This window comes from Nocardioides agariphilus, from assembly GCF_015352445.1.
GTDB classification, from domain to species: domain Bacteria; phylum Actinomycetota; class Actinomycetes; order Propionibacteriales; family Nocardioidaceae; genus Nocardioides; species Nocardioides agariphilus.
Genome location: NZ_JADKPO010000016.1, coordinates 17,213 through 40,271, shown reverse-complemented (window position 1 = coordinate 40,271; position 23,059 = coordinate 17,213). Strand labels below are relative to the sequence as shown.

Sequence of the window (23,059 nt, the reverse complement as noted above, 5' to 3'; positions counted from 1 at the left end):
CTCGGCCCTCCGCGCGTCCGGTTCGAGGAAGCGGTGCTGGATGTCGCGCTGGCGGCCCGCGTCGAGCGGGCTCACGGTCTTCCGAGAGGTGAGCGGCAGCGAAAGGCTCAGGCCACGTTGGGCGTGACCTACCGGGATGTCGCCTACGGGGAGTTGGAGGTGGACCTCGGCGGACGGCTCTGGGCTATGGCCAGGTCATCGACCGCGCATGTAGGACAGCCGGGCGCCTCGGACTTCTGCTGCAGGCGCGGGGCTGGGCGGGGGAGGCGTCGCCGTGCGGACCAACCTGCACCCTAGCGGTCAGCCGGCCGCCTGAACCTCGGGCTCGACGGCGGCAGGCCGCACGACCATGTGACGCATCTGCTCGAAGAACAGGCAGGCGAGGAAGCCGAGAGCGAGGACGGCGACGGGGAGCAGCAGCGCCTGGGACATGGCGGTGCTGAAGGGGTCGAAGACCGAGGCGGGCAGGCCGCCTGCCGTCTCTGGTGAACCGCCGGACCCGAGGCCGTTGGCGGCGAGGCGGGAGTCGATGAGGACGGCGATGCCGGCCGCTCCCAGGACCGCGCCGACCTGGCGAGTGGCGTTGTAGACGCCCGAGCCGGCGCCGGCGAACTGCGGCGGCAGGTTGCGTGTGGCAGTGGCTGCGAGCGGAGCCCAGATGCCGGCCATGCCGAAGCCGAGCAGAGCCATCGGAGCCAGGATCTGCCACAGCGCGCTCTCGGGGCGCACCTCGAGCGAGACCCACCACACGGCCAGGGCCGTGATCGCGAAGCCGGCGGCGGTGAGGGTGCGCGGGTGGACGCGGTCGGTGTAGCGACCGACGATGGGCGCCATCACGATCGAGACCAGCGCCATCGGCACGAACGTCAGCGCCGCCGTGGTCGGCGACATGCCGCGGACGAGCTGGAGGTAGAGCATCAGCGGGAAGCCCATGGCGGTCGCGGTGAACGACATGGTGGAGATGGCGAAGTTGGAGACCGAGAAGTTGCGGTCGCGGAACAGGCCCAGCGGCACCAGCGGCTCCTGGCGGTTGCGGGCCTGCCAGACCACGAAGGCCACCAGGATGAGCAGCCCGACGATGATCAGGCCCCATACGGAGATCGGGCCGGTGATGGTGCCCCAGTCGTATTGGTGGCCCTCCTGGATGCCGAAGACCAGCGCGAACATGCCCAGCCCGCTGAGCGCGACGCCGAGCCAGTCGAACTTGTGGGAGTGGGTCGGCAGGTCAGGGACGAGTCGAAGGGCCAGCACCAGCGCCACCAGGCCCACCGGGATGTTGATGAAGAAGATCCACTCCCACCCGAGCGCGTCGACCAGCACGCCGCCGAGGATCGGGCCGACCAGGGTGGCCACGCCGGCGGTCGCGCCCCACAGCGCCATCGCCTTGCCGCGCTCGGTGGCCGGGAAGATGCGGGTGATCACTGCCATCGTCTGCGGAGTCATCAAGGAGGCGCCGACGCCCTGCGCGACCCGCGCCACGATCAGCATCTCGACCGACGAGGTCAGACCGCACCACAGCGAGGCCAAGGTGAAGATCGTCAGTCCGACCATGTAGATCTTCTTCGGCCCGACCCGGTCGCCGAGCCGACCCGTGATCAGCACCGGAACGGCGTAGGCGAGCAGGTAGGCGCTGGTCACCCAGACGACCTCGTTCACGTCGGCATGCAGGTCGGCGATGATCGCGGGCGTCGCGACCGTCACGATCGTGGTGTCGACCAGGATCATGAAGAACCCGAGGCACAACGCGAACAGAGCGGGCCAGGGGCGGACGTCGTCGGTGGGTTCGGACACGTCGGCAGTCAACACCCGTCCACCGACAGCGATTCCCCGGCGGGGCCCCGGCCTAGGCTGGCGCCATGACCGACCTGCTCGCCGGCCCGCCGCCCACCCGCCTGCCCGAGGACCCCGCTGACGCCGAGCTGGCTGGTGGAGCGACACCCGGAGAGGTCGTACGCCGTCATCCCGCGTCCCCTGCAGCATGGGCGGCCCTGGCCCAGCAGGCGCATGACGCGGATGCCGATGACCTGATCGTCTACGCCTATGCCCGCGTCGGCTACCACCGCAGCCTCGACCAGCTGCGCCGCAACGGCTGGAAGGGCCACGGCCCGGTCCCGTGGGAGCACGAGCCCAACCGCGGCTTCCTGCGCAGCCTTGCCCTGCTGGCGCTGGCCGCACGCGCCATCGGCGAGCACGAGGAGTGGGAGCGCTGCTCCAGCTTCCTGCGCGACTCCAGCCCCTCCGCCGCCGACGCCCTGCTCTAACAGCGACGAGCGAAGCGAAGTCGCGAAGTGAGCCATCGGCTGAGCGAAGTCGCGGAGCGTCCTGCGTCCTGCACGACGAGCGAAGCGAGCGCAGCGAGCGAGTCGAGGAGGAAGGACGCAGGTCATAGCGACGCGACATGCGAGCGGAGCGAGCCAAATTGCAGAGCGACGCGACATGCCGAGCGCAGCGAGGCGAAAATGACAGAGCGCCGGAGTTGTCCCCTGATACCACTCCGGCGCTCGTCGACGTCGGCCGACCCGACCCCCGCAATGGGTGGGCTGCCAGTGCCGAGCCCCCGGGAGGGCCAGGCACCTGACGTCGTGCTTCATCGTTGCATTGTCCGGTCCGTGCCACCTGGTTAAGGAATGACGGTGGCACTAAGGTGCCACCCATGTCCCGGTCCACCCGACGCGGCGTCACCTCGGTGCTGTCGGCCCTCGGCATGAGCACCGAGGACGAACGCCGCTACCAGCAGCTGCTGCCACTCTCGGGCGGTCCGCTGGCCGACGTCGCGCGTGCCGTCGGACTGACCGAGGCGCGGCTGTGGGCGAGTCTCTCGCCGTTGGCTGGACGTGGCCTGGTCGAGGTCGAGGGCGACCGCCTGGTGGTCCGTACGATCCCGGCGCTCGTGGCGCACCTGCTCCAGGAGGAGGCGGACGCGGCAGCTCGGTCGCGCGAGCAGCTGCGGTCGCTGGCGGCCGCCGTCCCGTACCTGGTCGCAGCCGCCTTCCAACCGGGCGCCGGCCAGATGGAGAACCTCGGCGGCCTCGACGGCGAGCTGAGTGCCGGCGGCAACGCGCTGGCGTTGCTGACCGAGCTGATCGAGACCAGCAAGGGCGACCTGCTGTGGTGGCGCCCCGACGCGTGGCTGCTGCCGCGTGAGAGTGCGATCTCCGTGGTCGTCGGTCGCGCGGTGGCATCGGGGCGACGCTCACGTGCCATCTACCCGCTTCGCGCCCTGCATGAGGCGCCCGAGGTCCTGCAGGCCCGCGCCCGCCAAGGAGAGCAGGTGCGCGTCATCGACGAGATGCCCACGCGCCTGCTCGTCATCCAGGGCTCGCACGCGGTCTTGCCCGAGCCGCTCGGCTTCGCCGATGAGCCCCGGCTGCTGGTTCGGCAGCCGGCGATCGTCGGTGCGCTCACGCTGCTGTTCGAGAGGTACTGGGAGCAGGCCACGGCCCTCCCGGCGCTCGACGCCCTGCTGCCACGAGTCGACGTACGTGGCTCCGTGCTGCGCCAGCTGGCAGCCGGTGCCAAGGACGAGCAGATCGCCCGCACCCTGGGGTTGAGCCTGCGGACCGTACGCCGGCGGGTCGCCGACGTGATGATCGAGCTCGGCGCTGACACGAGGTTCCAGGCCGGGGTCGAGGCGGCGCGGAGGGGCTGGCTCTAGGCAGGGAGCACGAAGCGGTACGCCGCGGGCTCGATGTGCCACGTACGTTGCCGCTCCGGCCCGTAGATCTCGCCGTCAGCGGAGCAGTAGAACTCCTCGCCGGAGACCGACACGGACCGGCCGCGGTAGTAGTCGACGTCGGGGCGTTCGAGGTGCGAGCCCTGGCGCGCCATCTTGAGGGTGTAGCCGAGCTTGGCCAGCGGCGAGGTCGCGCGGGACACCATCACGTCCACCTGGCGGCTCTCCGGATCCGCGTGCGGCGTCACCTCGGTGCCGCCGCCGATGTTGGCGCCGTTGCCGACCGCGACCATCAGGACCGGACGGTCCAGGTCGTTGACGACCTTGCCGTCGATCTCGACGCGCAGGTGGAGCTCGCCGCTGTTGAACGCCGACTGGATCGCGCCGATGGGGTAGCCCAGCCTGCCGAGGTTCAGCTTGCCGACGCCGATCGAACCCAGGCGCGTCTTCCAGGTGTGGCCCTTGCGGCTGGCCTCTGCCCCTGCCCCGACATGCACGTTGTTGACCACGATCTCACCGACCTCGTCGATGATCAGGTCGGTCTTGCGGACCTCTCCGTCGACGACCAGGCGCGCGGCGTCCTCGATCTCGAGCGGGATCCCGACGCTGCGTGCGAAGTCGTTGCCCGTCCCGAGCGGCAACAGCGCCACGACCGCATCGCCCAGCTGGTTGCGGCGGTAGAGGGCCGACATCACCGCGTGCAGGCTGCCGTCGCCGCCGGCCACCACGATCCGGCGGCTACCCGCGCGCTGCAGGACCCCGTCGAGCTCACCCGGGTCCGAGGTGGCGGCCACCTCGACCGACGTCCGGGATCGCAGGATCTCCAAGGCGACGTCGAGCGTCTCTTGATCCGCCGTGCCGGCGTCCTTGTTGGTGATGACGAGGAGGGGGTCCATCGTGGCGGACACTAGCGGACGGCCACGAACCCGGTTTCGAGGCTCGCAAGCTCGCACCTCAACCAGCGAAGACACCTTGCAGTAGCGTTCTGGCGCGACGTCGACCCGACCTGACCGGTTCGACTAGAGCGGAGACGACATGCCGGCGATCGTGGTCCTCGGCGCCCAGTGGGGCGACGAGGGCAAGGGCAAGGCCACCGACCTCCTGGCCACCACCGAGACCATCGACTACGTCGTGCGCACCAGCGGGGGCCACAACGCCGGCCACACGATCGTGGTCAACGGCGAGAAGTTCGCGACCCACCTGCTGCCCAGCGGCATCCTGACGCCGGGCTCGGTCTGCGTGATCGCCAACGGGGTGGTCGTCTCGCCCGAGGCGTTGTTCCGCGAGCTCGACGCGCTGGTGGCCCGCGGCGTCGACCTGGCTCCACTGGTGGTGAGTGCCAACGCGCACGTGCTCGCGTCCTACCACGCCACGATCGACAAGGTCACCGAGCGTTTCCTCGGCAACGCCAAGCTCGGCACGACCGGGCGCGGCATCGGGCCGACGTACGCCGACAAGATCAACCGGATCGGCATCCGCATCGCCGACCTGTTCGACGAGGAGCTGCTGCGTCAGAAGGTCGAGGCCTCCCTCGACGTCAAGAACCAGGTGCTGGCCAAGGTCTACAACCGCCGTGCCATCTCGGTCGACGCCGTCGTCGAGGAGCTGCTGTCGTACGTCGAGCGGTTGCGGCCGATGGTCGCCGACACCTCGCTGCTGCTCAACCGCGCCCTCGACGACGGCAAGACGGTGCTCTTCGAGGGAGCGCAGGCCACCATGCTCGACGTCGACCACGGGACCTACCCCTTCGTCACGTCGTCCTCGCCGGTCGCCGGTGGTGTCTGCACCGGAGCCGGGATCGGCCCCACCCGCATCGACCGGGTGATCGGTGTGATCAAGGCCTACACGACACGAGTCGGCTCGGGGCCGTTCCCCACCGAGTTGTTCGACGAGGACGGCGAGAAGCTCTGGAAGGTCGGCGGCGAGGTCGGCGTCTCGACCGGACGCAACCGGCGCTGCGGCTGGTACGACGCGGTGATCGCGCGCTACTCCTCGCGCGTCAACGGCCTCACCGACCTGTTCTTGACCAAGCTCGACGTGCTGTCGTCCTGGGAGCGCGTACCTGTCTGCGTCGCCTACGACGTCGACGGCGTGCGCCACGACGAGATGCCGATGACGCAGTCGGAGTTCGAGCGGGCCAAGCCGATCTACGAGTTGCTGCCCGGCTGGTGGGAGGACATTTCGGCCTGCCGCACGTTCGACTCGCTGCCCGTCAATGCCCAGGCCTACGTGCGCGCCCTCGAGGAGATGTCCGGCACCCGCATCTGGGGCGTCGGCGTCGGCCCCGGGCGCGAGCAGACCCTGGAAGTGCCGCCACTTGCCGGCTGAGCAGGTTGCGCCGCGGACCGTCTCGCAACCATCGTGAGTGCAGTGCGGTGGTCTCGTGACAGGCGCTAGCGCGCCTTCCTCGACCGACGGGGGGCTGGCGAGGCGTCTGGGGCTCGGCGATGCCACGGTGATCGGGCTGGGGTCGATGATCGGGGCGGGCGTGTTCGCGGCGTTCGCGCCGGCGGCGCGTGCGGCCGGTGCATGGCTGCTCGTCGGCCTCGCCCTCGCGGCGTTCGTGGCCTACTGCAACGCCACCGCGTCGGCGCAGCTCGCGGCCGCGTACCCGCGCGCTGGCGGCACGTACCTCTACGGCCGCGAGGTGCTGGGGGAGTGGTGGGGCTTCCTTGCCGGCTGGGGGTTCGTGGTCGGCAAGACCGCGAGCTGCGCGGCGATGGCGATGACGTTCGCCGCGTACGCCGTGCCAGACGGCTGGCACCGGCCCGTCGCCGCTGCGGTCGTCGCCGTACTCGCGCTGGTCAACTGCGCGGGCATTACCCGGACCGCCGGGCTGACGCGGGTCATCGTCGCCCTGGTCCTCGTGGCGCTGGCCGTCGCGGTCGCCGCAGCGCTCGGCGGAGGCGAGAGCAACGGGCTGGGCGACTGGGCCGCTCCCCACGGCGTCTACGGCGTCCTGCAGTCGGCCGGGCTGTTGTTCTTCGCGTTCGCCGGCTACGCCCGGATCGCGACCCTCGGCGAGGAGGTGCGCGATCCCGAGCGGGTGATCCCGCGCGCCATCGTCGGCGCGCTCGCGGGAGCGATCGCCGTGTACGCCGTCGTCGGCGTGGCCGTCCTCGTCGCGCTCGGTCCCGACGCGACCGCGGCCTCGACCCAGCCGCTCGCCGATGCGGTGGCGGCCGGCGACCGGCAGTGGGCCGAGCCGGTCGTCCGCGTCGGCGCGGCGCTGGCTGCGGCCGGTGCGCTGCTCGGGCTCGTCGCGGGTCTGGGCCGCACCAGCCTGGCGATGGCGCGCGAGGGGGACCTGCCGCGCTGGCTGGACGCCGTACACCCCCGGTTCCAGGTGCCGCACCGCGCTGAGCTCACCACGGCGGCCGTCGTCGTCGTGCTCGTGCTGCTCGTCGACCTGCGCGGGGTCATCGGGTTCTCGTCCTTCGGCGTGCTGCTCTACTACTTCGTCGCCAACGCCGCCGCTCGGCAGCAACCGCAGGCACAGCGCAGGTTCCCACGCTGGCTCCAGTACGCCGGGTGCGCGGGCTGTCTGGTCCTGGTCGCGACGCTGCCGTGGGAGGCGGTCGTGGCGGGGGTGGCCGTCTTCGCGCTGGGCGTGGGCTACCGGTCGCTGCGGCTGCGTGGTCTCGACAGGCTCGACCACCGAGAGGGTCTCGGGCTCGACCACCGAGAAGATCATTAGCCGAACGGCTCTATCCCCGCGCGGCGCCGGACGCCTACCGTCGTTGCATGCTGCCCCCCGAGGAGGCGATCGACCGTCTCGCAGCCGTCATGAAGGCCGAGCCGGGTCACCGCACGCTGCACGCCAAAGGCGTCTTCTGCTCCGGCACGTTCAACGCCAGCCCCGATGCGCGACCGTTGAGTCGGGCCCTGCACCTGCAAGGCGACACGATCCCCGTTCTGGTCCGCTGGTCGCACGGCAGCGGCCGCCACGACGCCAACGACAACCGTCCCTACGTGCGCGGCATGTCGGTGTCGTTCGTGCTGCCCGACGGCACCTCGACCGACATCTTGGGGCAGACGGTCCCGAGGTTCCCGGTCCGGACTCCCGACGACTTCGTGCGGCTCACCGAGGTGGCCCGCGACCGGCGAGCGCTCCTGAGGTTCCTCGCGACCAGGCCGAGCACCGCGATCGCGCTGGCCTACAACGCCAGGGTCAAGGCGCTGAAGCCGCCGCGCAGCTATGCCGAGGCGACGTACTACCCGATCCACGCGTATCTCTGGGAGTCGCTCGCCGGCCATGGCACCTGGGTGCGCTACCGGTTGGTGCCGAAGGCGACGCCGCACGACCGGCCGGAGGGGCGCTTCAGTGGGCGTGATCGCTTGCGAGAGGAGCTGGCGGCGCGACTGGCCCAAGGCCCCGTGCGCTACGACCTCGTCGTCACCGTCGCCGGCGCGAAGGACGACCCCCATGACCCGATGTCGGTCTGGCGCGGCAGCCGCGAGTTCGTGGCGGGCTGGTTCGAGATCACCACCATCGAGGAGGACCGCGAGAAGCAGGGCGACATCGTGGTCTTCGACCCGACGCGGATCGTGGACGGCATCGAGCTCAGCGACGACCCGATCCTGCGCTACCGCCCGGCCGCCTACAGCGTCTCCATCGAGCGGCGGTCTCGACCCCACCCCTAGAGTCCTCTCACGTGAAGGCTCTCGTCATCGGCACCGGCGGCCGCGAGCACGCCCTCTCGCTCGCGCTGTCTCGAGACCCAGCGGTCGACGAGGTGCACGCGGCTCCGGGAAACCCGGGGATCGCCGCGGTCGCCACGCTCCACGCAGTGGACCCGATGTCCGGCGAGTCCGTGGCCTCGCTCGCGCGCGAGCTCGGGGTCGACCTCGTCGTCGTCGGTCCGGAGGCGCCGCTCGTCGCCGGTGTCGCCGACGCGGTCCGTGCTGCTGGCATCGCGTGCTTCGGACCCTCGCGCGAGGCCGCCCAGCTGGAGGGCTCCAAGGCCTTCGCCAAGGACGTGATGACGGCGGCCGGCGTGCCGACCGCCGAGGCCCGGCTGTGCCGCACGCCCGACGAGGCCGCTGCTGCCCTCGACGCGTTCGGCCCGCCGTACGTCGTCAAGGACGACGGCCTGGCCGCCGGCAAGGGCGTCGTGGTGACGACCGACCGCGACGAGGCGCTCGCTCATGCGGCCGCCTGCGACCGGGTCGTGATCGAGGAGTACCTCGACGGGCCCGAGGTCTCGCTCTTCGCCCTCTGCGACGGCACCACGGCGGTGCCGATGCAACCGGCCCAGGACTTCAAGCGCATCCACGACAGCGACGAGGGCCCCAACACCGGCGGCATGGGCGCCTACACGCCGCTGCCGTGGGCGCCTGCCGACCTGGTCGACGAGGTGACGCGCACAGTCCTCCAGCCCACCGTCGACGAGATGGCGCGACGGGGCACGCCGTTTCGCGGACTCCTCTACGCCGGCCTCGCCCTGACCTCACGCGGGGTGCGCGTGGTCGAGTTCAACGCCCGCTTCGGCGACCCGGAAACCCAGCCCCTGCTGGCTCTTCTCGACGCGCCGCTCTCGCCGCTGCTGCTCGCGTGTGCCGCGGGCAGCCTCGCCGACGTACCCGCCCTGGAGTGGAAGCCCGGCGCTGCGGTCGCTGTCGTGATGGCCTCGCGGGGCTACCCCGAGTCGTCCTCGAGCGGCGACGTGATCGTCGGCACCGAGACCCTCGACGTCGAGTCCGACGTCGAGGTCCTGCACGCCGGCACGGCGCGCGACGCGTCTGGCCGCCTGGTCACCGCCGGCGGCCGCGTACTCGCCGTGACCGCCGTCGGTACGTCGGTCGCCGACGCCCGCGCGAAGGCCTACGAGGGAGTCGCCTCGATCTCCTTCCCGGGCGCCCAGTGGCGTACGGACATCGCTGCGCTGGGTGGCTGAGGAAGGCGCGCTTGCGCCTGTCTCGAAACCAGACCATGCCAGCCCCATGGTTTCGAGACGGTTGCTGCGCAACCTCCTCAACCAACGGGTGGTTGAGGAAGGCGCGTCTCTCGGTGGTTGAGGAAGGCGCGCTAGCGCCTGTCTCGAAACCAGGTGAGTCAACCTTTGGCCCACGGGGTTTCGAGACGGTTGCTGCGCAACCTCCTCAACCAACGGGTGGTTGAGGAAGGCGCGTCTCTCGGTGGTTGAGGAAGGCGCGCTAGCGCCTGTCTCGAAACCAGACCATGCCAGCCCCATGGTTTCGAGACGGTTGCTGCGCAACCTCCTCAACCAACGGGTGGTTGAGGAAGGCGCGTCTCTCGGTGGTTGAGGAAGGCGCGCTAGCGCCTGTCTCGAAACCAGGTGAGTCAACCCTTGGCCCACGGGGTTTCGAGACGGTTGCTAGCAACCTCCTCAACCAGCGGGTGGTCGGGCGCGTGGGAGACTTCCGGTTGTGACGGTCCCCAACGTCCTGGCCACCCGGTACGCCGGTGACGACCTCGCCGCGATCTGGTCGCCGGAGCACAAGATCGTGCTGGAGCGGCGGCTGTGGATCGCGGTGCTCGAGGCGCAGCGCGATCTCGGTGTCGACGTACCCGATGGGGTCGTGGAGGCCTACCGCGACGTCATCGACAAGGTCGACCTGGAGTCGATCGCGGCTCGGGAGCGCGTGACGCGCCACGACGTGAAGGCCCGCATCGAGGAGTTCGCGGCCCTCGCCGGGCACGAGCACATCCACAAGGGCATGACCTCGCGCGACCTCACCGAGAACGTCGAGCAGCTCCAGGTCCGGCAGTCGCTCGTGATCCTCCGAGCCCGCGCGGTCGCCACCTTGGCCCGCCTGGCCAGGCTGGCCACCGAGCACGAGACCACCGTGATGGCCGGCCGCTCCCACAACGTCGCCGCCCAGGCCACCACGCTGGGCAAGCGGTTCGCCACGATCGCCGACGAGATGCTGGTCGCTCTCGAGCGGCTCGACGACCTGCTGGCCCGCTACCCGCTGCGCGGGATCAAGGGTCCGATGGGCACCAGCCAGGACATGCTCGACCTGCTCGACGGAGACTCGGCGCGGCTGCACGAGCTCGAGGAGCGCATCGCGCACCACCTCGGCTTCGGCGACCGCGTCCTGACCAGCGTCGGCCAGGTCTACCCGCGCTCGCTCGACCTCGACGTCGTCTCCGCACTCGTCCAGCTGGTGGCCGGTCCTGCCAACCTGGCGACCACCATCAGGCTGATGGCCGGCCAGGAGCTGGTCACCGAGGGCTTCGCCGAAGGCCAGGTCGGCTCCAGCGCGATGCCCCACAAGATGAACACGCGTTCGTGCGAGCGGGTCAACGGCCTCGCGGTCGTGCTGCGCGGTCACCTCTCGATGGTCGCCGAGCTGGCTGGCAACCAGTGGAACGAGGGGGATGTCTCCGACTCCGTCGTCCGTCGGGTGGCACTGCCCGACGCGTTCTTCGCCGCCGATGGTCTCTTCCGTACCTTCCTCACCGTGCTCGACGAGTTCGGCGCCTTCCCCGCGGTCATCCAGCGCGAGCTCGACCGCTACCTGCCGTTCCTGGCCACGACCAAGGTGCTGATGGCGGCCGTACGCCGGGGCGTCGGCCGCGAGGTCGCCCACGAGGCGATCAAGGAAGCCGCCGTCGGTGCGGCCCTCGACCTGCGTCAGGGTGCGGCCGTCAACGACGTCGTCGACCGGCTCGCTGCCGACGACCGGCTCGGCCTCACCCACGACCAGATCGCCGGCCTGATGTCCAAGCCGCTGTCCTTCACCGGCGCGGCGGTCGCCCAGACAGAGGCCGTCGTACGCCGGGTGGAGCAGGTCGTCGCAGCCGATCCGGACGCTGCGGCGTACTCACCCGGCGGGATCTTGTGACGGCGGTGCAGGTTCGCGTCACGGGTCGCGTGCAGGGCGTGGCCTTCCGCTGGCAGGCCCAGCACGAGGCGCTGAGGCTGGGCGTGACCGGGTGGGTGCGCAACGAGCCCGACGGCAGCGTGGTGGCACACGTCGAGGGCGAGACCCCCGCGGTCGATCTGATGGTGGCGTGGCTTCGCAAGGGCCCGCCTGGGTCGATCGTGCGCGACTGCGCTGTGCGTGAGGCGGCGCCGGCAGGGTCGACGCGCTTCGAGATCACGGGCTGACCGACAACCTGCTCCGCCCCGGATAGGCTCGTCGCGTGGCTGCCCAGGACCTCAACATCCCGTCGGCTCCCGAGATCGCGGGTGCGAGCCACCTCCACAGCGGCAAGGTCCGCGACCTCTACGAGCTGCCCGACGGCCATCTGCTGATGGTGGCCAGCGACCGCATCTCCGCCTTCGACTACGTGCTCGACACCGAGATCCCCGACAAGGGCGAGATCCTGACCCGGATGTCGCTGTGGTGGTTCGACCAGCTCTCCGGGCTGGTCAGCAACCACATCGTCTCCACCGAGGTGCCGGACCTGGTCCGCGGTCGCGCGGTGGTCTGCGAGCGGTTGGAGATGTATCCCGTCGAGTGCGTCGCGCGCGGCTACCTGACCGGCACGGGGCTGATCGACTACCGGACGTACGGCGAGGTGTGCGGCATCCCGCTGCCGGCGGGCCTGCAGGACGGCAGCCGGCTGCCGGAGCCGATCTTCACGCCCGCCACCAAGGCGGCCCTCGGGGAGCATGACCAGAACGTCGACTACGAGACCGTCGCCGAGCAGGTCGGCGACGACGCGGCCGCTGAGCTGCGGATGCTGACGCTCGCGGTCTACGGCAAGGCCGAGGCCATCGCCCGCGAGCGCGGCATCCTCCTGGCCGACACGAAGCTCGAGTTCGGCCGGCGCGCCGACTGGACGACCGTGCTCGCCGACGAGGTGCTGACGCCCGACTCGTCGCGCTTCTGGCCGGCCGACCAGTGGCAGCCCGGCCGCTCGCAGCCGTCGTACGACAAGCAGATCGTCCGCGACTGGCTGCTCTCGCCCGAGTCCGGCTGGGACCGCGCCTCGGGCGAGGCGCCGCCGTCGTTGCCCGACGAGGTCGTGGACCGCACGCGTAGCCGCTACATCGAGGCCTACGAGCTGCTCACCGGCGAGACCTGGTGAGGGGTAGCCGACCATGGGCACGTTCTCGGTGACTCTTGACCTGCCGCACGCGCCGGAGGTGCTGTTTCGCTACCTGGCCGAGCCGCGCAACCGGCCCGAGTGGCAGTCGAGCCTCAAGGCGGTCGTCGATGTCGATCCGGGCCAGCCCCATGAGGGCATGCGGTGGCGCGACGTCACCAAGGTCGGGGTCAAGCCGCAGATGCGGCTGACCGAGCTGGTGCCCTACCGGGTCCTCTCGGAGATCGGCACCTGGCACGGAGTCGACGGGCTGCTCACTCTCCGGTTCGTCAAGGTCGGTGACGGCACCCGGGTGACCGCCGAGGGCAAGGTGCGCGGCAGTGGTGCCTTCGCGCTGGCCGCGGCAGCTGCGGGCCGCCTGGCCCCGGCCACGATCAAGGCCGATCTCCTACGTGCGAGCGCCGCCCTCGCCGCTCCACCACCGGAGGAAGCGTGACCAGGAAGCCCGCACTGATCCTGTTCGCCCTCGCCCTGATGGTCGTCGGCCTGATCTGGACCTTCCAGGGCCTGGGCTACTGGGAGGGCAGCGCGATGACCGGCGAGGAGACCTGGGCCGTCATCGGTCCGGCCGTCGCCGGCTTGGGCGTGGCGCTGCTGATCGTGGTGACGCGACCACGCCGCTGAGCCGTCCGCGCCCCGGGTGACGTGCCGTGAAAGACTTCGGCCGTGGCCCGCTATGTCGTCGACGTGATGCCCAAGCGCGAGATCCTCGACCCGCAGGGCAAGGCGGTCCTCGGGGCCCTGCCCCGGCTGGGCTTCGACCGGGTGCTCGACGTCCGTCAGGGCAAGAGGTTCGAGCTCGAGGTCGACGGTGAGCCGACAGACCAGACGCTCGCCGACGTACGCAAGATGGCCGAGACCCTGCTCTCCAACCCGGTGATCGAGGACTACTCGGTGTCGGTGGTCGAGCTCGAGACCCAGGGGAGTGACCAGTGAGGGTCGGCGTCGTCACCTTCCCCGGCTCCCTCGACGACGAGGACGCCCGCCGCGCTGTACGCATCGTCGGCCACGAGGCCGTCGCCTTGTGGCACGGCGACCACGACCTCCAGGGCGTCGACGCGGTGATCCTGCCCGGTGGGTTCTCCTACGGCGACTACCTGCGGTGCGGGGCCATCTCGCGGTTCGCGCCGGTGATGACCGAGGTCGTCGCGGCTGCCCAGCAGGGCCTGCCTGTCCTCGGCATCTGCAACGGCTTCCAGATCCTGTGCGAGTCCCACCTGCTGCCCGGTGCGCTGATCCGCAACGACCACCGCAAGTTCGTGTGCCGCGACCAGCGGCTGCGCATCGAGAACAACCGCACGCCGTGGACGTCGTCCTTCGACGAAGGCGCGGAGGTCACGATCGTGCTGAAGAACGGCGAGGGCGGCTACGTCGCCGACGCCGACACCCTCGACCGGCTCGAGGGCGAGGGCCGCGTGTTGGCTCGATACCTCGACGTCAACCCCAACGGCTCCCTGCACGACATCGCCGGGATCACCAACGAGCGCGGCAACGTCGTCGGCCTGATGCCCCACCCCGAGCACGCCGTCGAGGCGCTGACGGGGGCGGGCACTGACGGGCTGGGCTTCTTCACCTCGCTCGTAGGGGCAACCGCTTAGCGCATGCCCATCGCGAGCCTGCGCCAGACGTAGGGCGCGGCCACGCCCGTACGTTGCAGGCCGAGTTTCTCCTGCCAGTCCCGCAACGCCTGGTCGGTCGCCCGGTCGAAGACGCCGGTCGCCTTGAGCCGGGTGGAGCTGTTGGCGGCCGCAAGGGCGCGCTGCACGCGACGTACGGCGGGCCCGGCGGAGCCGATCTTCACGATCGGCGCGGCGCCTTGGCTCAGCAGTGAGACCCAGTGCCGCGGTGCGAACCTGGCCTGGACGTCGAGACCTCGGGCCTGCATCCAGGCCTTGGCCGCGGTGACGGTGGCGTCGTCGTACACGCCGGTGATCTTGCCGTCGTACGCGTTGTTCTCCTTGAGCAGGCACTGGAGCGCGCGAACCGTCTTGTGCGTGGAGCCGGGGGCCAGCGGGGGGTAGCGGAAGTAGCTGATCCGCACGCCGCCGCAGTGGGTCTCGCGGGAGGCGACCGAGCCCAGGCCGAGGTCGAGGTAGTTGCGGTCGATGTTGATCCGCACGCCACCCCAGGTCTCGTCGTGACCGCCCTGGTACTGCTTCATCCGGCCACCGGGGAGCCAGCCGTCGTCGGCGATGTAGCTCGTCGAGGTGTCGGCCTTGAGGTCCCAGCGGGCGATCCAGATCATGTCCGGGAGCGTGAACTTGCCGGGTCGCTCGAGGCGGGCCTTGTCGAGCATCTCGATGCCCGACCCGGCGCTGGAGTAGACGCCGGAGACGTAGCCCAGGGCATGGAGCTGGTCGGTCCAAGCGGAGAGGAAGGCGAGCGCCGACTCGCGGCAGTCGCGGTTGGTGTCGTCGAAGCCCTCGAGGTCGTACCACAGCGTGCTGCCCGGCACGATGCCCAGCGCCTGGGCATCGCCCACGGTCTTGCTGGCCTCGGCGGTGCCCTGCTTGCGGGCCTTGTCGTAGAGCCCGTTGGTGCCGCGTTGCGGGTTGATCTTGGGGTCGTCGTCGTAGCGCGGGAACCGCGGCTGACACGACGCCTGCGGACCGAGGGTGATCGGCAGCAGTCGCCAGCCCTTGGCCAGCTGCTTGCTGATCCACGTCGGCGTGAGGTTGGGCTGGTCGCGGCAGGCGCGGGAGTTACCGGAGATGTAGATGCCGACGGCCAGGAACGGCGAGTACGACAACCAGCGGTTCATGGCCCTCTGGGTGGGCGCGAGGCACTGGTCGAAGCCGTAGCCCGTGAAGTCGCCAGGGGTGACCGGGTTCGCGTCGCGAAGGGCCGCTGCCGCCGCCGCTGGCGCCGCGCCGGCTGCAGATGCCGACGCGGCGCCCAGCGACATCCCGGCCGCTCCCCAGCTGGTCATCACCATGAGCGCAGCCGTCGCGAACACCATCGCCGGGGGGCGACGACGGATCTCGCGGGACGAGCCGCGGGGGGTGTGCAACATGGTGGACTCCCGGGGGAAGACGGGCGGGCCACGTCACCATAACCACATCAATCACACCAGTAACACCGGTTGCTGGTAACTACATCGTTGTAATTGTCCGCCCCTCCGGATAGTCCGGTACGAACCGAACCCCGAAACGCGCCGATCAGGGTTCCGATCGTCGGGGACTATCCCGGCGGGCGGCTCCCTCCACAGGCCTGACGAACCGCACAGATAGCCTGGGCACTGTGCTGGACACCGTCGGCCTGGCCGAGAAGGACCCCGATCGCGAGCAGCCGTGGGCGGAGCTGGGGCTCAAGGCCGACGAGTACGCCGAGATCATCGAGATCCTCGGCCGGCGGCCGACGTCGAGCGAGCTCGCGATGTACTCGGTGATGTGGAGCGAGCACTGCTCCTACAAGTCCTCGAAGGTGCACCTCAGACAGTTCGCCGAGATCCCGCAAGAGACGCCGTTGGCCAACGCCGACGGGACCCAGGGCGTCGGCAAGATGCTGGCCGGCATCGGCGAGAACGCCGGCGTGGTCGACATCGGCCAGGGGTACGCCGTCACGTTCAAGATCGAGAGCCACAACCACCCGTCGTACGTCGAGCCGTACCAGGGCGCAGCGACCGGAGTCGGAGGCATCGTCCGCGACATCTTGGCGATGGGTGCGCGGCCGGTCGCGGTGATGGACCCGCTGCGCTTCGGCCCGCTCAGCGAGCCCGACACCCACCGCGTGCTGCCCGGGATCGTGGCCGGCGTCGGCGGCTACGGCAACTGCCTGGGCCTGCCCAACATCGGCGGCGAGGCGGTCTTCGACGCCTCCTACCTCGGCAACCCACTCGTGAACGCGCTCTGCGTCGGCGTACTCCGCCACGAGGACCTCCATCTCGCCAAGGCGACCGGCGTCGGCAACAAGGTCGTGCTGTACGGCGCGCGCACCGGCGGCGACGGCATCGGCGGAGTCAGCGTCCTGGCGAGCGAGACCTTCGACGAGACGGGGCCGGCGAAGCGACCGAGCGTCCAGGTCGGCGACCCGTTCATGGAGAAGCTGCTCATCGAGTGCACGCTCGAGCTGTTCGCCGCGGGCATCGTCACCGGCATCCAGGACCTCGGCGGCGCGGGGCTCTCCTGCGCCACCTCCGAGCTCGCCAGTGCCGGCGACGGCGGTATGCACGTCGAGCTCGACCGCGTCCCCCTCCGCGACTCCTCGCTGGCTCCGGAGGAGATCTTGATGAGCGAGTCGCAGGAGCGGATGATGGCCGTCGTCGAGCCCGAGGACGTCGAGGCCCTTCTCGCGATCTGCCGCAAGTGGGACGTCGAGGCGGTCGTCGTCGGCGAGGTCACCGACACCGGACGCCTGCAGATCGACTGGCACGGCGAGCGCGTGGTCGACGTACCTCCGCGCTCGGTGGCGCACGACGGCCCGACGTACCACCGGCCGTTCGAGCGCCCGGACTGGCAGGACGCGCTCCAGGCCGACGCGGCCGAGACTCTCGCCCGTCCTCTCGACGGCGACGGCCTGCGGGACACCGTGCTGCGGATGGTCGCCTCCGAGAACCTGTGCGACAAGTCCTGGATCACCGACCAGTACGACCGCTACGTCCGCGGCGACACCGTGCTCGCCCAGCCCAGTGACAGCGGCATGATCCGCGTCGACGAGGAGACCGGCCTCGGTGTCTCGGTGGCCACCGACTGCAACGGCCGCTTCGCCAAGCTCGATCCCTACTCAGGCGCGCAGCTGGCACTCGCCGAGGCCTACCGCAACGTGGCGACCGGCGGCGCGACGCCGATCGCCGTCAGCGACTGCCTCAACTTCGGCTCGCCCGAGGACCCCGCGGTGATGTGGCAGTTCGCCGAGGCCTGCCGTGGGCTCAAGGACGGCTGCCTCGAGCTGGGCATCCCCGTGACCGGCGGCAACGTGTCGCTCTACAACCAGACCGGGTCGACGGCGATCCTGCCCACTCCGGTGGTCGCCGTGCTCGGCGTGGTCGACGACGTACGCCGGCGCACACCGTCGGCGTTCGAGGTCGAGGGTGAGCCCGTCTACCAGCTCGGCGAGACCCGTGACGAGCTGTCCGGCTCCGAGTGGGCCCATGTCGTGCACGGCCACCTCGGCGGACGTCCGCCGGCTCTCGACCTGATGGCCGAGCGGGCCCTGGCCACGCTGCTGCACGATGCGGTCGGCCTGCTGACCTCGGCCCACGACATCTCCGAGGGCGGCCTGGCGCAGACCCTCGCCGAGGCGTCGCTGCGCCACGGCGTCGGCGTGACGATCGGCCCCTCCGACGACTCGTTCGTCCAGCTGTTCTCAGAGTCGGCATCGCGATGCGTGGTCACGGTCCGCCCCGACGAGGAGGGCGCACTGGAGGCCATGGCCGGTGCACTCGGCGTGCCCATCCGCCGCATCGGCACCACGGGCGGCGACGCCTTCACCGTCGAGGGCGCGTTCTCGATCCCGCTCGATGAGCTACGTACTGCTTGGACCTCGACCCTTCCTGCCGCGCTGGGGTAGTCCCGTGCGGTTGACGGGTCAAATCGCCCTGTAGACCCGTCAACCGCACGGGAGTACCCCGCCGCCGTCCACAATGGGGATGTGGACGACCTGGTGATCAGCAGCTCGCTGGTCGTGAGGGCGGGGGACCTGACCGAGCGGTTCAGCCGGTCGGGCGGACCCGGTGGCCAGGGCGTGAACACCGCCGACAGCCGCGTGGAGCTGTCGTACGACGTCGCGCAGGCGCCAGGCATCTCACCGACCCTGCGAGCGAGGTTGCTCGAGCGGCTGAGCGGCCGTCTGGTCGACGGCGTGCTCACGATCGTCGCCAGCGAGCACCGCACGCAGCTGGCCAACCGCCGAGCCGCGCGCGAGCGTCTCGTGGAGGTTCTCGGAGAGGCAGCCAAGGCGCCGCCCCGCAAGCGCCGTCCGACCAAGCCCACACGTGGCAGCCAGGAGCGCCGGCTCGCCGAGAAGAAGCGGCGGGGAGCGACCAAGCAGGGTCGTCAGGGAGGCTGGGAGTGAAATTCCTTCCGTGGACCTGTCGGATCGGAGCAGGTCTGTTCGTGGAGGAGATGACGGGCAGCCACGAAGGCCGCCCATGAGGAGAGGATCCGTCTTGGCGACCTACCTGATCATGTTCAACGACGAGTGGACGCCCATCATGGAGATGGACGACCTGCGCGAGCGGGGCAGGGCCGCGCGGGCAGTGATCGAGGAGATCACGGCTGCCGGCGAGTTCGTCTTCAGCGACGGTGGCATCGACGCCTCGACCGCGATCTGCAGTGTCGACCCGAGCAGCGGGGAGCCGGTCTTCACCGACGGACCGTTCGCGGAGACCAAGGAGCACCTCGGCGGCTTCTGCGTGGTCGACGTGGCCGACGACGAGCGGGCGAAGTACTGGGCGGGCCGGATCGCGGTCGCGGTCGGCTGGCCGCAAGAGGTCCACAAGTTCCCGCACAACCGCGTGCGCGCCGAGGTTTAGTGCAGCGGGAAGTCGACGCCGTGCTCGGCCTCGGGGCGGGGCCCGAAGATGCGCCGCTCCGACTCGTCGATGCGCAAGTCGTTGATGCTCGCCTCGCGGCGCGCCATGAGGCCGTTCGCGTCGAACTCCCACAGCTCGTTGCCATAGCTGCGCCACCATTGCCCGTCGGCGTCGCGGCACTCGTACTGGAAGCGGACGCCGATGCGGTTGTCGGTGAAGCTCCACAGGGCCTTTCGGAGGGCGTACTCCCGCTCCCTGTCCCACTTCGCCGTCAGGAACGCGACGATCTCGGACCGACCCTGCACGAAGGTGTCGCGGTTGCGCCACACCGAGTCGGGTGTGTAGGCCAGCGCGACGCGCTCGGGGTCGCGGGTGTTCCATGCGTCCTCGGCGGCTTGCACCTTCCGGGCAGCGGTCTCAGCGGTGAACGGCGGCAGAGGCGGGCGAGGCTCGACCATGAGGACTCCTTGACTCAACGGACCTTCGGCGTCCGCCACCGTAGAGCAGCAACCAGGAGGAAGACATGCCGCGATACCTGATCTCGTTCGACGACGGCTCGATGGACCACATCCCCGAGGAGGACTGGGGCAAGGCGGGCGTCGAGTCGCGTGCTGTCGTCCGCGAGCTCAAGCACCAGGGCAAGTGGATCTGGGGCGGCGGCGTGCAGCGCCAGCAGGCGGGCATCGCAGCACCCGACGGGTCGATCACCGACGGCCCCTTCCCCGAGACCAAGGCCGTGGTCGGCGGCTTCTCGATCATCGAGGTCGACACCCGCGAGGAGGCGCTCGACTGGGCGGCGAAGATCGCGGCAGCGTGCCGGTGCGCCCAGGAGGTACGCGAGATCATGTACGACGCGGAGTCGTGACCTGCGCTCCTCCTGGGGTGACGCAAGGTCCGGGACCAACGTCCTGACTGCTGCCCGCCCACTCCTCTAGCCGTCGCGACGTGGCCGCAGAACGGTGGGAGTGGAGGTGGGCACGATGTCCCTTCACCACGTTCCGCCCGCTGCTCACGACCGCGACGTGCGTCGCGCCTGGTGGTCGATCGCGCTGTTCGCTCCGTCCCTGGTCGCGGCGTTCGTCATCGGTGAGGGACTGCTCGCCGCGATGGGACACATCGATGACCCGTCCCCACCGGTGGCGACGGCCTTGATGGCTGGGCTGCCAGCGACTCTGGTGTTCGCGCTGCCGACCTTGCTCGTGTGGCATCTCGGGCACCGGGCCCAAGGTCACGGGCACCCCGAGGGCCGCACCCCGGTCATCGTGGCCCTCGTCATCGCGGGTGGGTTCCTCGCCCTGAACCTGGTCGGACTGCTCGGCTGACCGGGCGGCACGTCGTGGGGCCGTAGCGTCAGAACGACTCCACGACGACGGGTGGCCGCGGCGAGGTGTCGACGTGGAGCCGGAAGACGTCGGGCCGGTTGTAGTGACCGACCGGGTCGAGCATCCGCCGGGCGGCCCGTACGGCGCCGACGTCGAGGTCGGCGATGAGGGTCTCCTCCCGTTCGCGTACGGGACCGGCCACGACACCGCCGTCCGAGCCGACGATCACGGTGTTGCCGGGCTCGACCCATGAGTTGCAGTCGGCGACGTAGGCGTCGGGAAGGAGCCGGTCGCGGTGCGGGAAGTCGGCGCGCACGCGGTCGGCGTGCAGGACCGGGTTGACGCCCACGACGTCCATCCGGTTCTCGCGGGCCAGGTGGCGCATCGTCGCGACCCAGGCGTCCCCGCCGGCGAGCGTGGGCGCCACCCCGATGTCGACCCCCTGGGCGTAGAGGTGGAACCGCGCCAGGGGCATGTAGTTCTCCCAGGGCAGATCAGCCCGCCGAGCCGGCCGAACGGCGTCTCGACGACCCGCAGCGTCGACCCGTCGCCCATGCCCCAGACGGTCCTCTCGGACCCCGTCGGCACGAGCTTGCGGTGCTTCTCGACCAGAGTCCCCTCGGGGGAGAAGTAGAGCAGCGTGTTGTAGATCGTGCCGGCGCCGGGCTCGCGCTCAGAGACGCCGACGACCATCCAGACGCCGTGCTCCCTGGCGATGGCGCCGAGTCGGTCGGTCGCCGCGCTGGGTACGGCGACGGCGTTCTCCGCGAACAGCTCGAACCAGTCGGCATCTCGTCGCCTCGCGGTCCATGAGCTCATTGGTGGCCTGCACAGCCGCCACACGTACTTACGTCATCAACCTTCTCCCCCGATCGGCCGAGACTCGGGTCAGGATGCCACAGCGAAGCCGGCGGGCCGAGAGGGGAATTGCGTCAGTTCTCGCCCGGGTCGGATCCCCGATGTTCAGGCGCCTGTCGAGACCGGGCTGTGCGCCATCGGTCCGGCAGCAGCGCCCGGACGACGTTGACCAGTCCCCAACCCACGCCCAAGCCGGCCGGGTAGACCATCAGCTCCGACAGCCAGTCTGCATCCGTGCCGTCAGTGATGGTTCCGACCACCGCGGCCAGGAGAGCCACGAGGAACCATCCGCCGGCCGAGGCCGCCAAGGACTTCCTCGATCTGGCCACGGCGAACTATCCCACGCCGAGGGCGTACTGGCGCACCGCCCTTCAGTGAGTGTTCCGCGTGCCGTGAGGACGCCGCTACGGTGTCGCCATGCCCGGGGTGAACGCCGGCAACAACCCCGAAGAGCCTCGATGACGCTCGGTCGCAACTACCAGCGCCTGTGGAGCGCGACAGCGCTGTCGAACCTCTCGGACGGCATGTTCGTCGTGGCCCTGCCCCTGCTGGCCCTGCAGATCACCAGGTCGCCGGCTGCGATCGCGGGCGTGGTGCTGGCGGCCAGACTGCCCTGGCTCGTCTTCGCGCTCCACGCGGGCGCGCTGGCCGACCGGCTCGATCGGCGACGCATCATGCTCAACGTCTCCCTCGGCCGGTTCGCGCTCATCGGGCTGCTCGCCGTCATCGCCGCCTACGAGTCCGAGCAGATCTGGGTCCTCTACGTCGCGGCCTTCGCCCTCGGGATCTGCGAGACCCTTTTCGACACGGCCGCCGGATCGACGTTGCCGATGCTCGTCTCCGGCGCCGGCCTGTCTCGTGGCAACAGTCGGCTGTTCGCGGCGGAGGTGTTGTTCAACCGGTTCGCGGGCCCACCAGTAGGCGGGTTCCTCGTCGGGATCGCCATCACGCTCGCGTTCTTGAGCAGCGCTGTCTGCTACCTCCTGGCGGCACTCGCGATCGCGCTGATGACGGGTCGGTTCCTGGCGAGGCCCGCCGACTCCCCGAGGAGCAGGCTGCTCACCGACATCCAGGTGGGGCTGCGATATCTGTGGGACAGCCCTCTGTTGCGAACCCTGGCCCTCCTGGTCGGCGGGATGAACCTCTCGGTGTTTGCCGCCCTCTCGGTCTTGCCCGTGTTCGCGGTGGATCCGGGACCGATGGGGTTGTCACCGTTCGCGTTCGGACTCCTGCTGTCGGCCGGGGCGGTCGGTTGTGTGATCGGGGCGTTCAGCGTCCAGCGGCTACAGCGCAAGGTGGGGCGGGCCTGGCTCCTGCGGCTGGGCGTGCTGGCGGCTGCGGCGACCTGCGCGGCGCCGCTGCTCACCCAGCCGATCCTGGTGGTCGGTGTGCTCGCGGTCGCCGGCATCGGTGAGATGTGCTGGGACGTCATCACGGTCTCCCTGCGACAGCGGATCGTTCCGGAGCACCTGATCGGACGAGTGAACGCCGGGTATCGCTTGGTGGCCTACGGCAGCATGCCCATCGGTGCGGCCATCGGAGGTGTCCTGGGGCAGACGCTCGGCCTTCGCTGGGTGTTCGCGATCGGCACCCTCGCCAGCGTCAGCCTGCTGCTCGGCATGAGCGCCGTCAGCGACCGCGCGATGGACACCGCCGAGATGGACGCCGCTGGATCCACCTAGGCGCGCCCGTCTCCGCTGCCTAGAGTCGCT

The 23,059-nt window shown here is 70.3% G+C and carries 25 protein-coding genes and 1 pseudogene; 19 read left to right on the top strand and 7 right to left on the bottom strand.

Annotation, left to right across the window (positions count from 1 at the left end; all coding sequences use genetic code 11):
* Positions 1–300: 300 nt before the first annotated feature.
* Positions 301–1,791 carry a DHA2 family efflux MFS transporter permease subunit gene (locus ISU10_RS13120; RefSeq protein WP_370865323.1) on the bottom strand — a complete coding sequence of 497 codons (1,491 nt, stop codon included), beginning with the start codon at positions 1,789–1,791 and terminating at the stop codon, positions 301–303.
* Positions 1,792–1,856: 65 nt separating this feature from the next.
* On the opposite strand from ISU10_RS13120, the gene ISU10_RS13115 reads away from it, so the two are divergent.
* Positions 1,857–2,261: a DUF3151 domain-containing protein gene (locus tag ISU10_RS13115; RefSeq protein WP_194696853.1), complete on the top strand. Its 405-nt coding sequence runs from the start codon at positions 1,857–1,859 to the stop codon at positions 2,259–2,261.
* 392 nt (positions 2,262–2,653) lie between these two features.
* Positions 2,654–3,655: a helix-turn-helix transcriptional regulator gene (locus ISU10_RS13110; protein ID WP_194696852.1), complete on the top strand. Its 1,002-nt coding sequence runs from the start codon at positions 2,654–2,656 to the stop codon at positions 3,653–3,655.
* Here ISU10_RS13110 and ISU10_RS13105 read toward each other — a convergent pair.
* A complete protein-coding gene (locus ISU10_RS13105) occupies positions 3,652–4,569 on the bottom strand; it encodes a diacylglycerol/lipid kinase family protein (protein WP_194696851.1) in 918 nt (305 codons plus the stop codon). The genes ISU10_RS13110 and ISU10_RS13105 overlap by 4 nt on opposite strands.
* 139 nt (positions 4,570–4,708) lie before the next feature.
* Here ISU10_RS13105 and ISU10_RS13100 point away from each other — a divergent pair, with 139 nt between their 5' ends.
* The 11 genes from ISU10_RS13100 (at position 4,709) to purQ (ending at position 14,293) form a co-directional block, all read left to right on the top strand.
* Positions 4,709–6,001, top strand: a complete 1,293-nt coding sequence (locus ISU10_RS13100; protein WP_194696850.1) for an adenylosuccinate synthase — start codon at positions 4,709–4,711, stop codon at positions 5,999–6,001.
* Between the two features lie 55 nt (positions 6,002–6,056).
* A complete protein-coding gene (locus ISU10_RS13095) occupies positions 6,057–7,370 on the top strand; it encodes an APC family permease (RefSeq protein ID WP_370865320.1) in 1,314 nt (437 codons plus the stop codon).
* A 47-nt stretch (positions 7,371–7,417) separates the two neighbouring features.
* Positions 7,418–8,317: a catalase gene (locus ISU10_RS13090; RefSeq protein WP_194696849.1), complete on the top strand. Its 900-nt coding sequence runs from the start codon at positions 7,418–7,420 to the stop codon at positions 8,315–8,317.
* 11 nt (positions 8,318–8,328) lie between these two features.
* Complete coding sequence (gene purD / locus ISU10_RS13085; RefSeq protein WP_194696848.1) at positions 8,329–9,570, top strand: phosphoribosylamine--glycine ligase; 1,242 nt, start codon at positions 8,329–8,331, stop codon at positions 9,568–9,570.
* 493 nt (positions 9,571–10,063) lie between these two features.
* Positions 10,064–11,485, top strand: coding sequence for an adenylosuccinate lyase (gene purB, locus ISU10_RS13080; protein ID WP_194696847.1), 1,422 nt, complete (start codon positions 10,064–10,066; stop codon positions 11,483–11,485).
* A 5-nt stretch (positions 11,486–11,490) separates the two neighbouring features.
* Positions 11,491–11,751 (top strand): acylphosphatase, encoded by a 261-nt coding sequence (locus tag ISU10_RS13075; protein ID WP_370865316.1) that lies wholly within the window; start codon positions 11,491–11,493, stop codon positions 11,749–11,751.
* A 35-nt stretch (positions 11,752–11,786) separates the two neighbouring features.
* Positions 11,787–12,677, top strand: coding sequence for a phosphoribosylaminoimidazolesuccinocarboxamide synthase (locus ISU10_RS13070; RefSeq protein WP_370865314.1), 891 nt, complete (start codon positions 11,787–11,789; stop codon positions 12,675–12,677).
* Positions 12,678–12,690: 13 nt separating this feature from the next.
* Positions 12,691–13,131 carry an SRPBCC family protein gene (locus ISU10_RS13065; protein ID WP_194696845.1) on the top strand — a complete coding sequence of 147 codons (441 nt, stop codon included), beginning with the start codon at positions 12,691–12,693 and terminating at the stop codon, positions 13,129–13,131.
* Positions 13,128–13,319 (top strand): hypothetical protein, encoded by a 192-nt coding sequence (locus tag ISU10_RS13060; RefSeq protein WP_194696919.1) that lies wholly within the window; start codon positions 13,128–13,130, stop codon positions 13,317–13,319. The genes ISU10_RS13065 and ISU10_RS13060 overlap by 4 nt, the downstream gene beginning before the upstream one ends.
* Positions 13,320–13,361: 42 nt before the next feature.
* Positions 13,362–13,631, top strand: a complete 270-nt coding sequence (gene purS, locus ISU10_RS13055; RefSeq protein WP_194696844.1) for a phosphoribosylformylglycinamidine synthase subunit PurS — start codon at positions 13,362–13,364, stop codon at positions 13,629–13,631.
* Positions 13,628–14,293, top strand: a complete 666-nt coding sequence (gene purQ / locus ISU10_RS13050) for a phosphoribosylformylglycinamidine synthase subunit PurQ (protein WP_194696843.1) — start codon at positions 13,628–13,630, stop codon at positions 14,291–14,293. The genes purS and purQ overlap by 4 nt, the downstream gene beginning before the upstream one ends.
* Here the strand turns inward: purQ and ISU10_RS13045 are convergent.
* Positions 14,290–15,708 (bottom strand): glycoside hydrolase domain-containing protein, encoded by a 1,419-nt coding sequence (locus ISU10_RS13045; RefSeq protein ID WP_194696842.1) that lies wholly within the window; start codon positions 15,706–15,708, stop codon positions 14,290–14,292. The two genes, purQ and ISU10_RS13045, sit on opposite strands and share 4 nt — an antisense overlap.
* A 227-nt stretch (positions 15,709–15,935) precedes the next feature.
* On the opposite strand from ISU10_RS13045, the gene purL reads away from it, so the two are divergent.
* From purL to ISU10_RS13030, 3 genes are all read left to right on the top strand, one after another.
* On the top strand, positions 15,936–18,203 hold the full coding sequence (gene purL, locus ISU10_RS13040) for a phosphoribosylformylglycinamidine synthase subunit PurL (protein WP_194696841.1): 2,268 nt from the start codon (positions 15,936–15,938) through the stop codon (positions 18,201–18,203).
* A gap of 81 nt (positions 18,204–18,284) precedes the next feature.
* Positions 18,285–18,707, top strand: coding sequence for an alternative ribosome rescue aminoacyl-tRNA hydrolase ArfB (gene arfB / locus ISU10_RS13035; RefSeq protein ID WP_370865310.1), 423 nt, complete (start codon positions 18,285–18,287; stop codon positions 18,705–18,707).
* Positions 18,708–18,783: 76 nt separating this feature from the next.
* The gene (locus tag ISU10_RS13030; protein WP_228500759.1) at positions 18,784–19,167 is read left to right on the top strand and encodes a YciI family protein; all 384 of its coding nucleotides are present in this window, start codon (positions 18,784–18,786) and stop codon (positions 19,165–19,167) included.
* On the opposite strand, the gene ISU10_RS13025 is transcribed toward ISU10_RS13030, so the two are convergent.
* Complete coding sequence (locus ISU10_RS13025) at positions 19,164–19,625, bottom strand: nuclear transport factor 2 family protein (protein WP_194696840.1); 462 nt, start codon at positions 19,623–19,625, stop codon at positions 19,164–19,166. The two genes, ISU10_RS13030 and ISU10_RS13025, sit on opposite strands and share 4 nt — an antisense overlap.
* Positions 19,626–19,690: 65 nt before the next feature.
* Between ISU10_RS13025 and ISU10_RS13020 the strand changes: the two genes are divergently transcribed.
* Positions 19,691–20,032, top strand: coding sequence for a YciI family protein (locus ISU10_RS13020; protein WP_194696839.1), 342 nt, complete (start codon positions 19,691–19,693; stop codon positions 20,030–20,032).
* A 115-nt stretch (positions 20,033–20,147) separates the two neighbouring features.
* Entirely contained in the window at positions 20,148–20,489 is a 342-nt protein-coding gene (locus ISU10_RS13015; protein WP_194696838.1) for a hypothetical protein, read from the top strand.
* Positions 20,490–20,517: 28 nt separating this feature from the next.
* Here the strand turns inward: ISU10_RS13015 and ISU10_RS23580 are convergent, their stop codons facing one another.
* From ISU10_RS23580 to ISU10_RS13000, 3 genes and pseudogenes are all read right to left on the bottom strand, one after another.
* On the bottom strand, positions 20,518–20,964 hold the full coding sequence (locus ISU10_RS23580) for a nitrilase-related carbon-nitrogen hydrolase (protein ID WP_267239161.1): 447 nt from the start codon (positions 20,962–20,964) through the stop codon (positions 20,518–20,520).
* Positions 20,965–21,038: 74 nt separating this feature from the next.
* Positions 21,039–21,308, bottom strand: a pseudogene (locus ISU10_RS24145) (nitrilase-related carbon-nitrogen hydrolase); the annotation flags it as partial.
* 113 nt (positions 21,309–21,421) lie between these two features.
* Complete coding sequence (locus ISU10_RS13000; RefSeq protein WP_194696835.1) at positions 21,422–21,676, bottom strand: hypothetical protein; 255 nt, start codon at positions 21,674–21,676, stop codon at positions 21,422–21,424.
* Between the two features lie 129 nt (positions 21,677–21,805).
* On the opposite strand from ISU10_RS13000, the gene ISU10_RS12995 reads away from it, so the two are divergent.
* Positions 21,806–23,029: an MFS transporter gene (locus ISU10_RS12995; RefSeq protein WP_194696834.1), complete on the top strand. Its 1,224-nt coding sequence runs from the start codon at positions 21,806–21,808 to the stop codon at positions 23,027–23,029.
* Positions 23,030–23,059 lie beyond the last annotated feature (30 nt).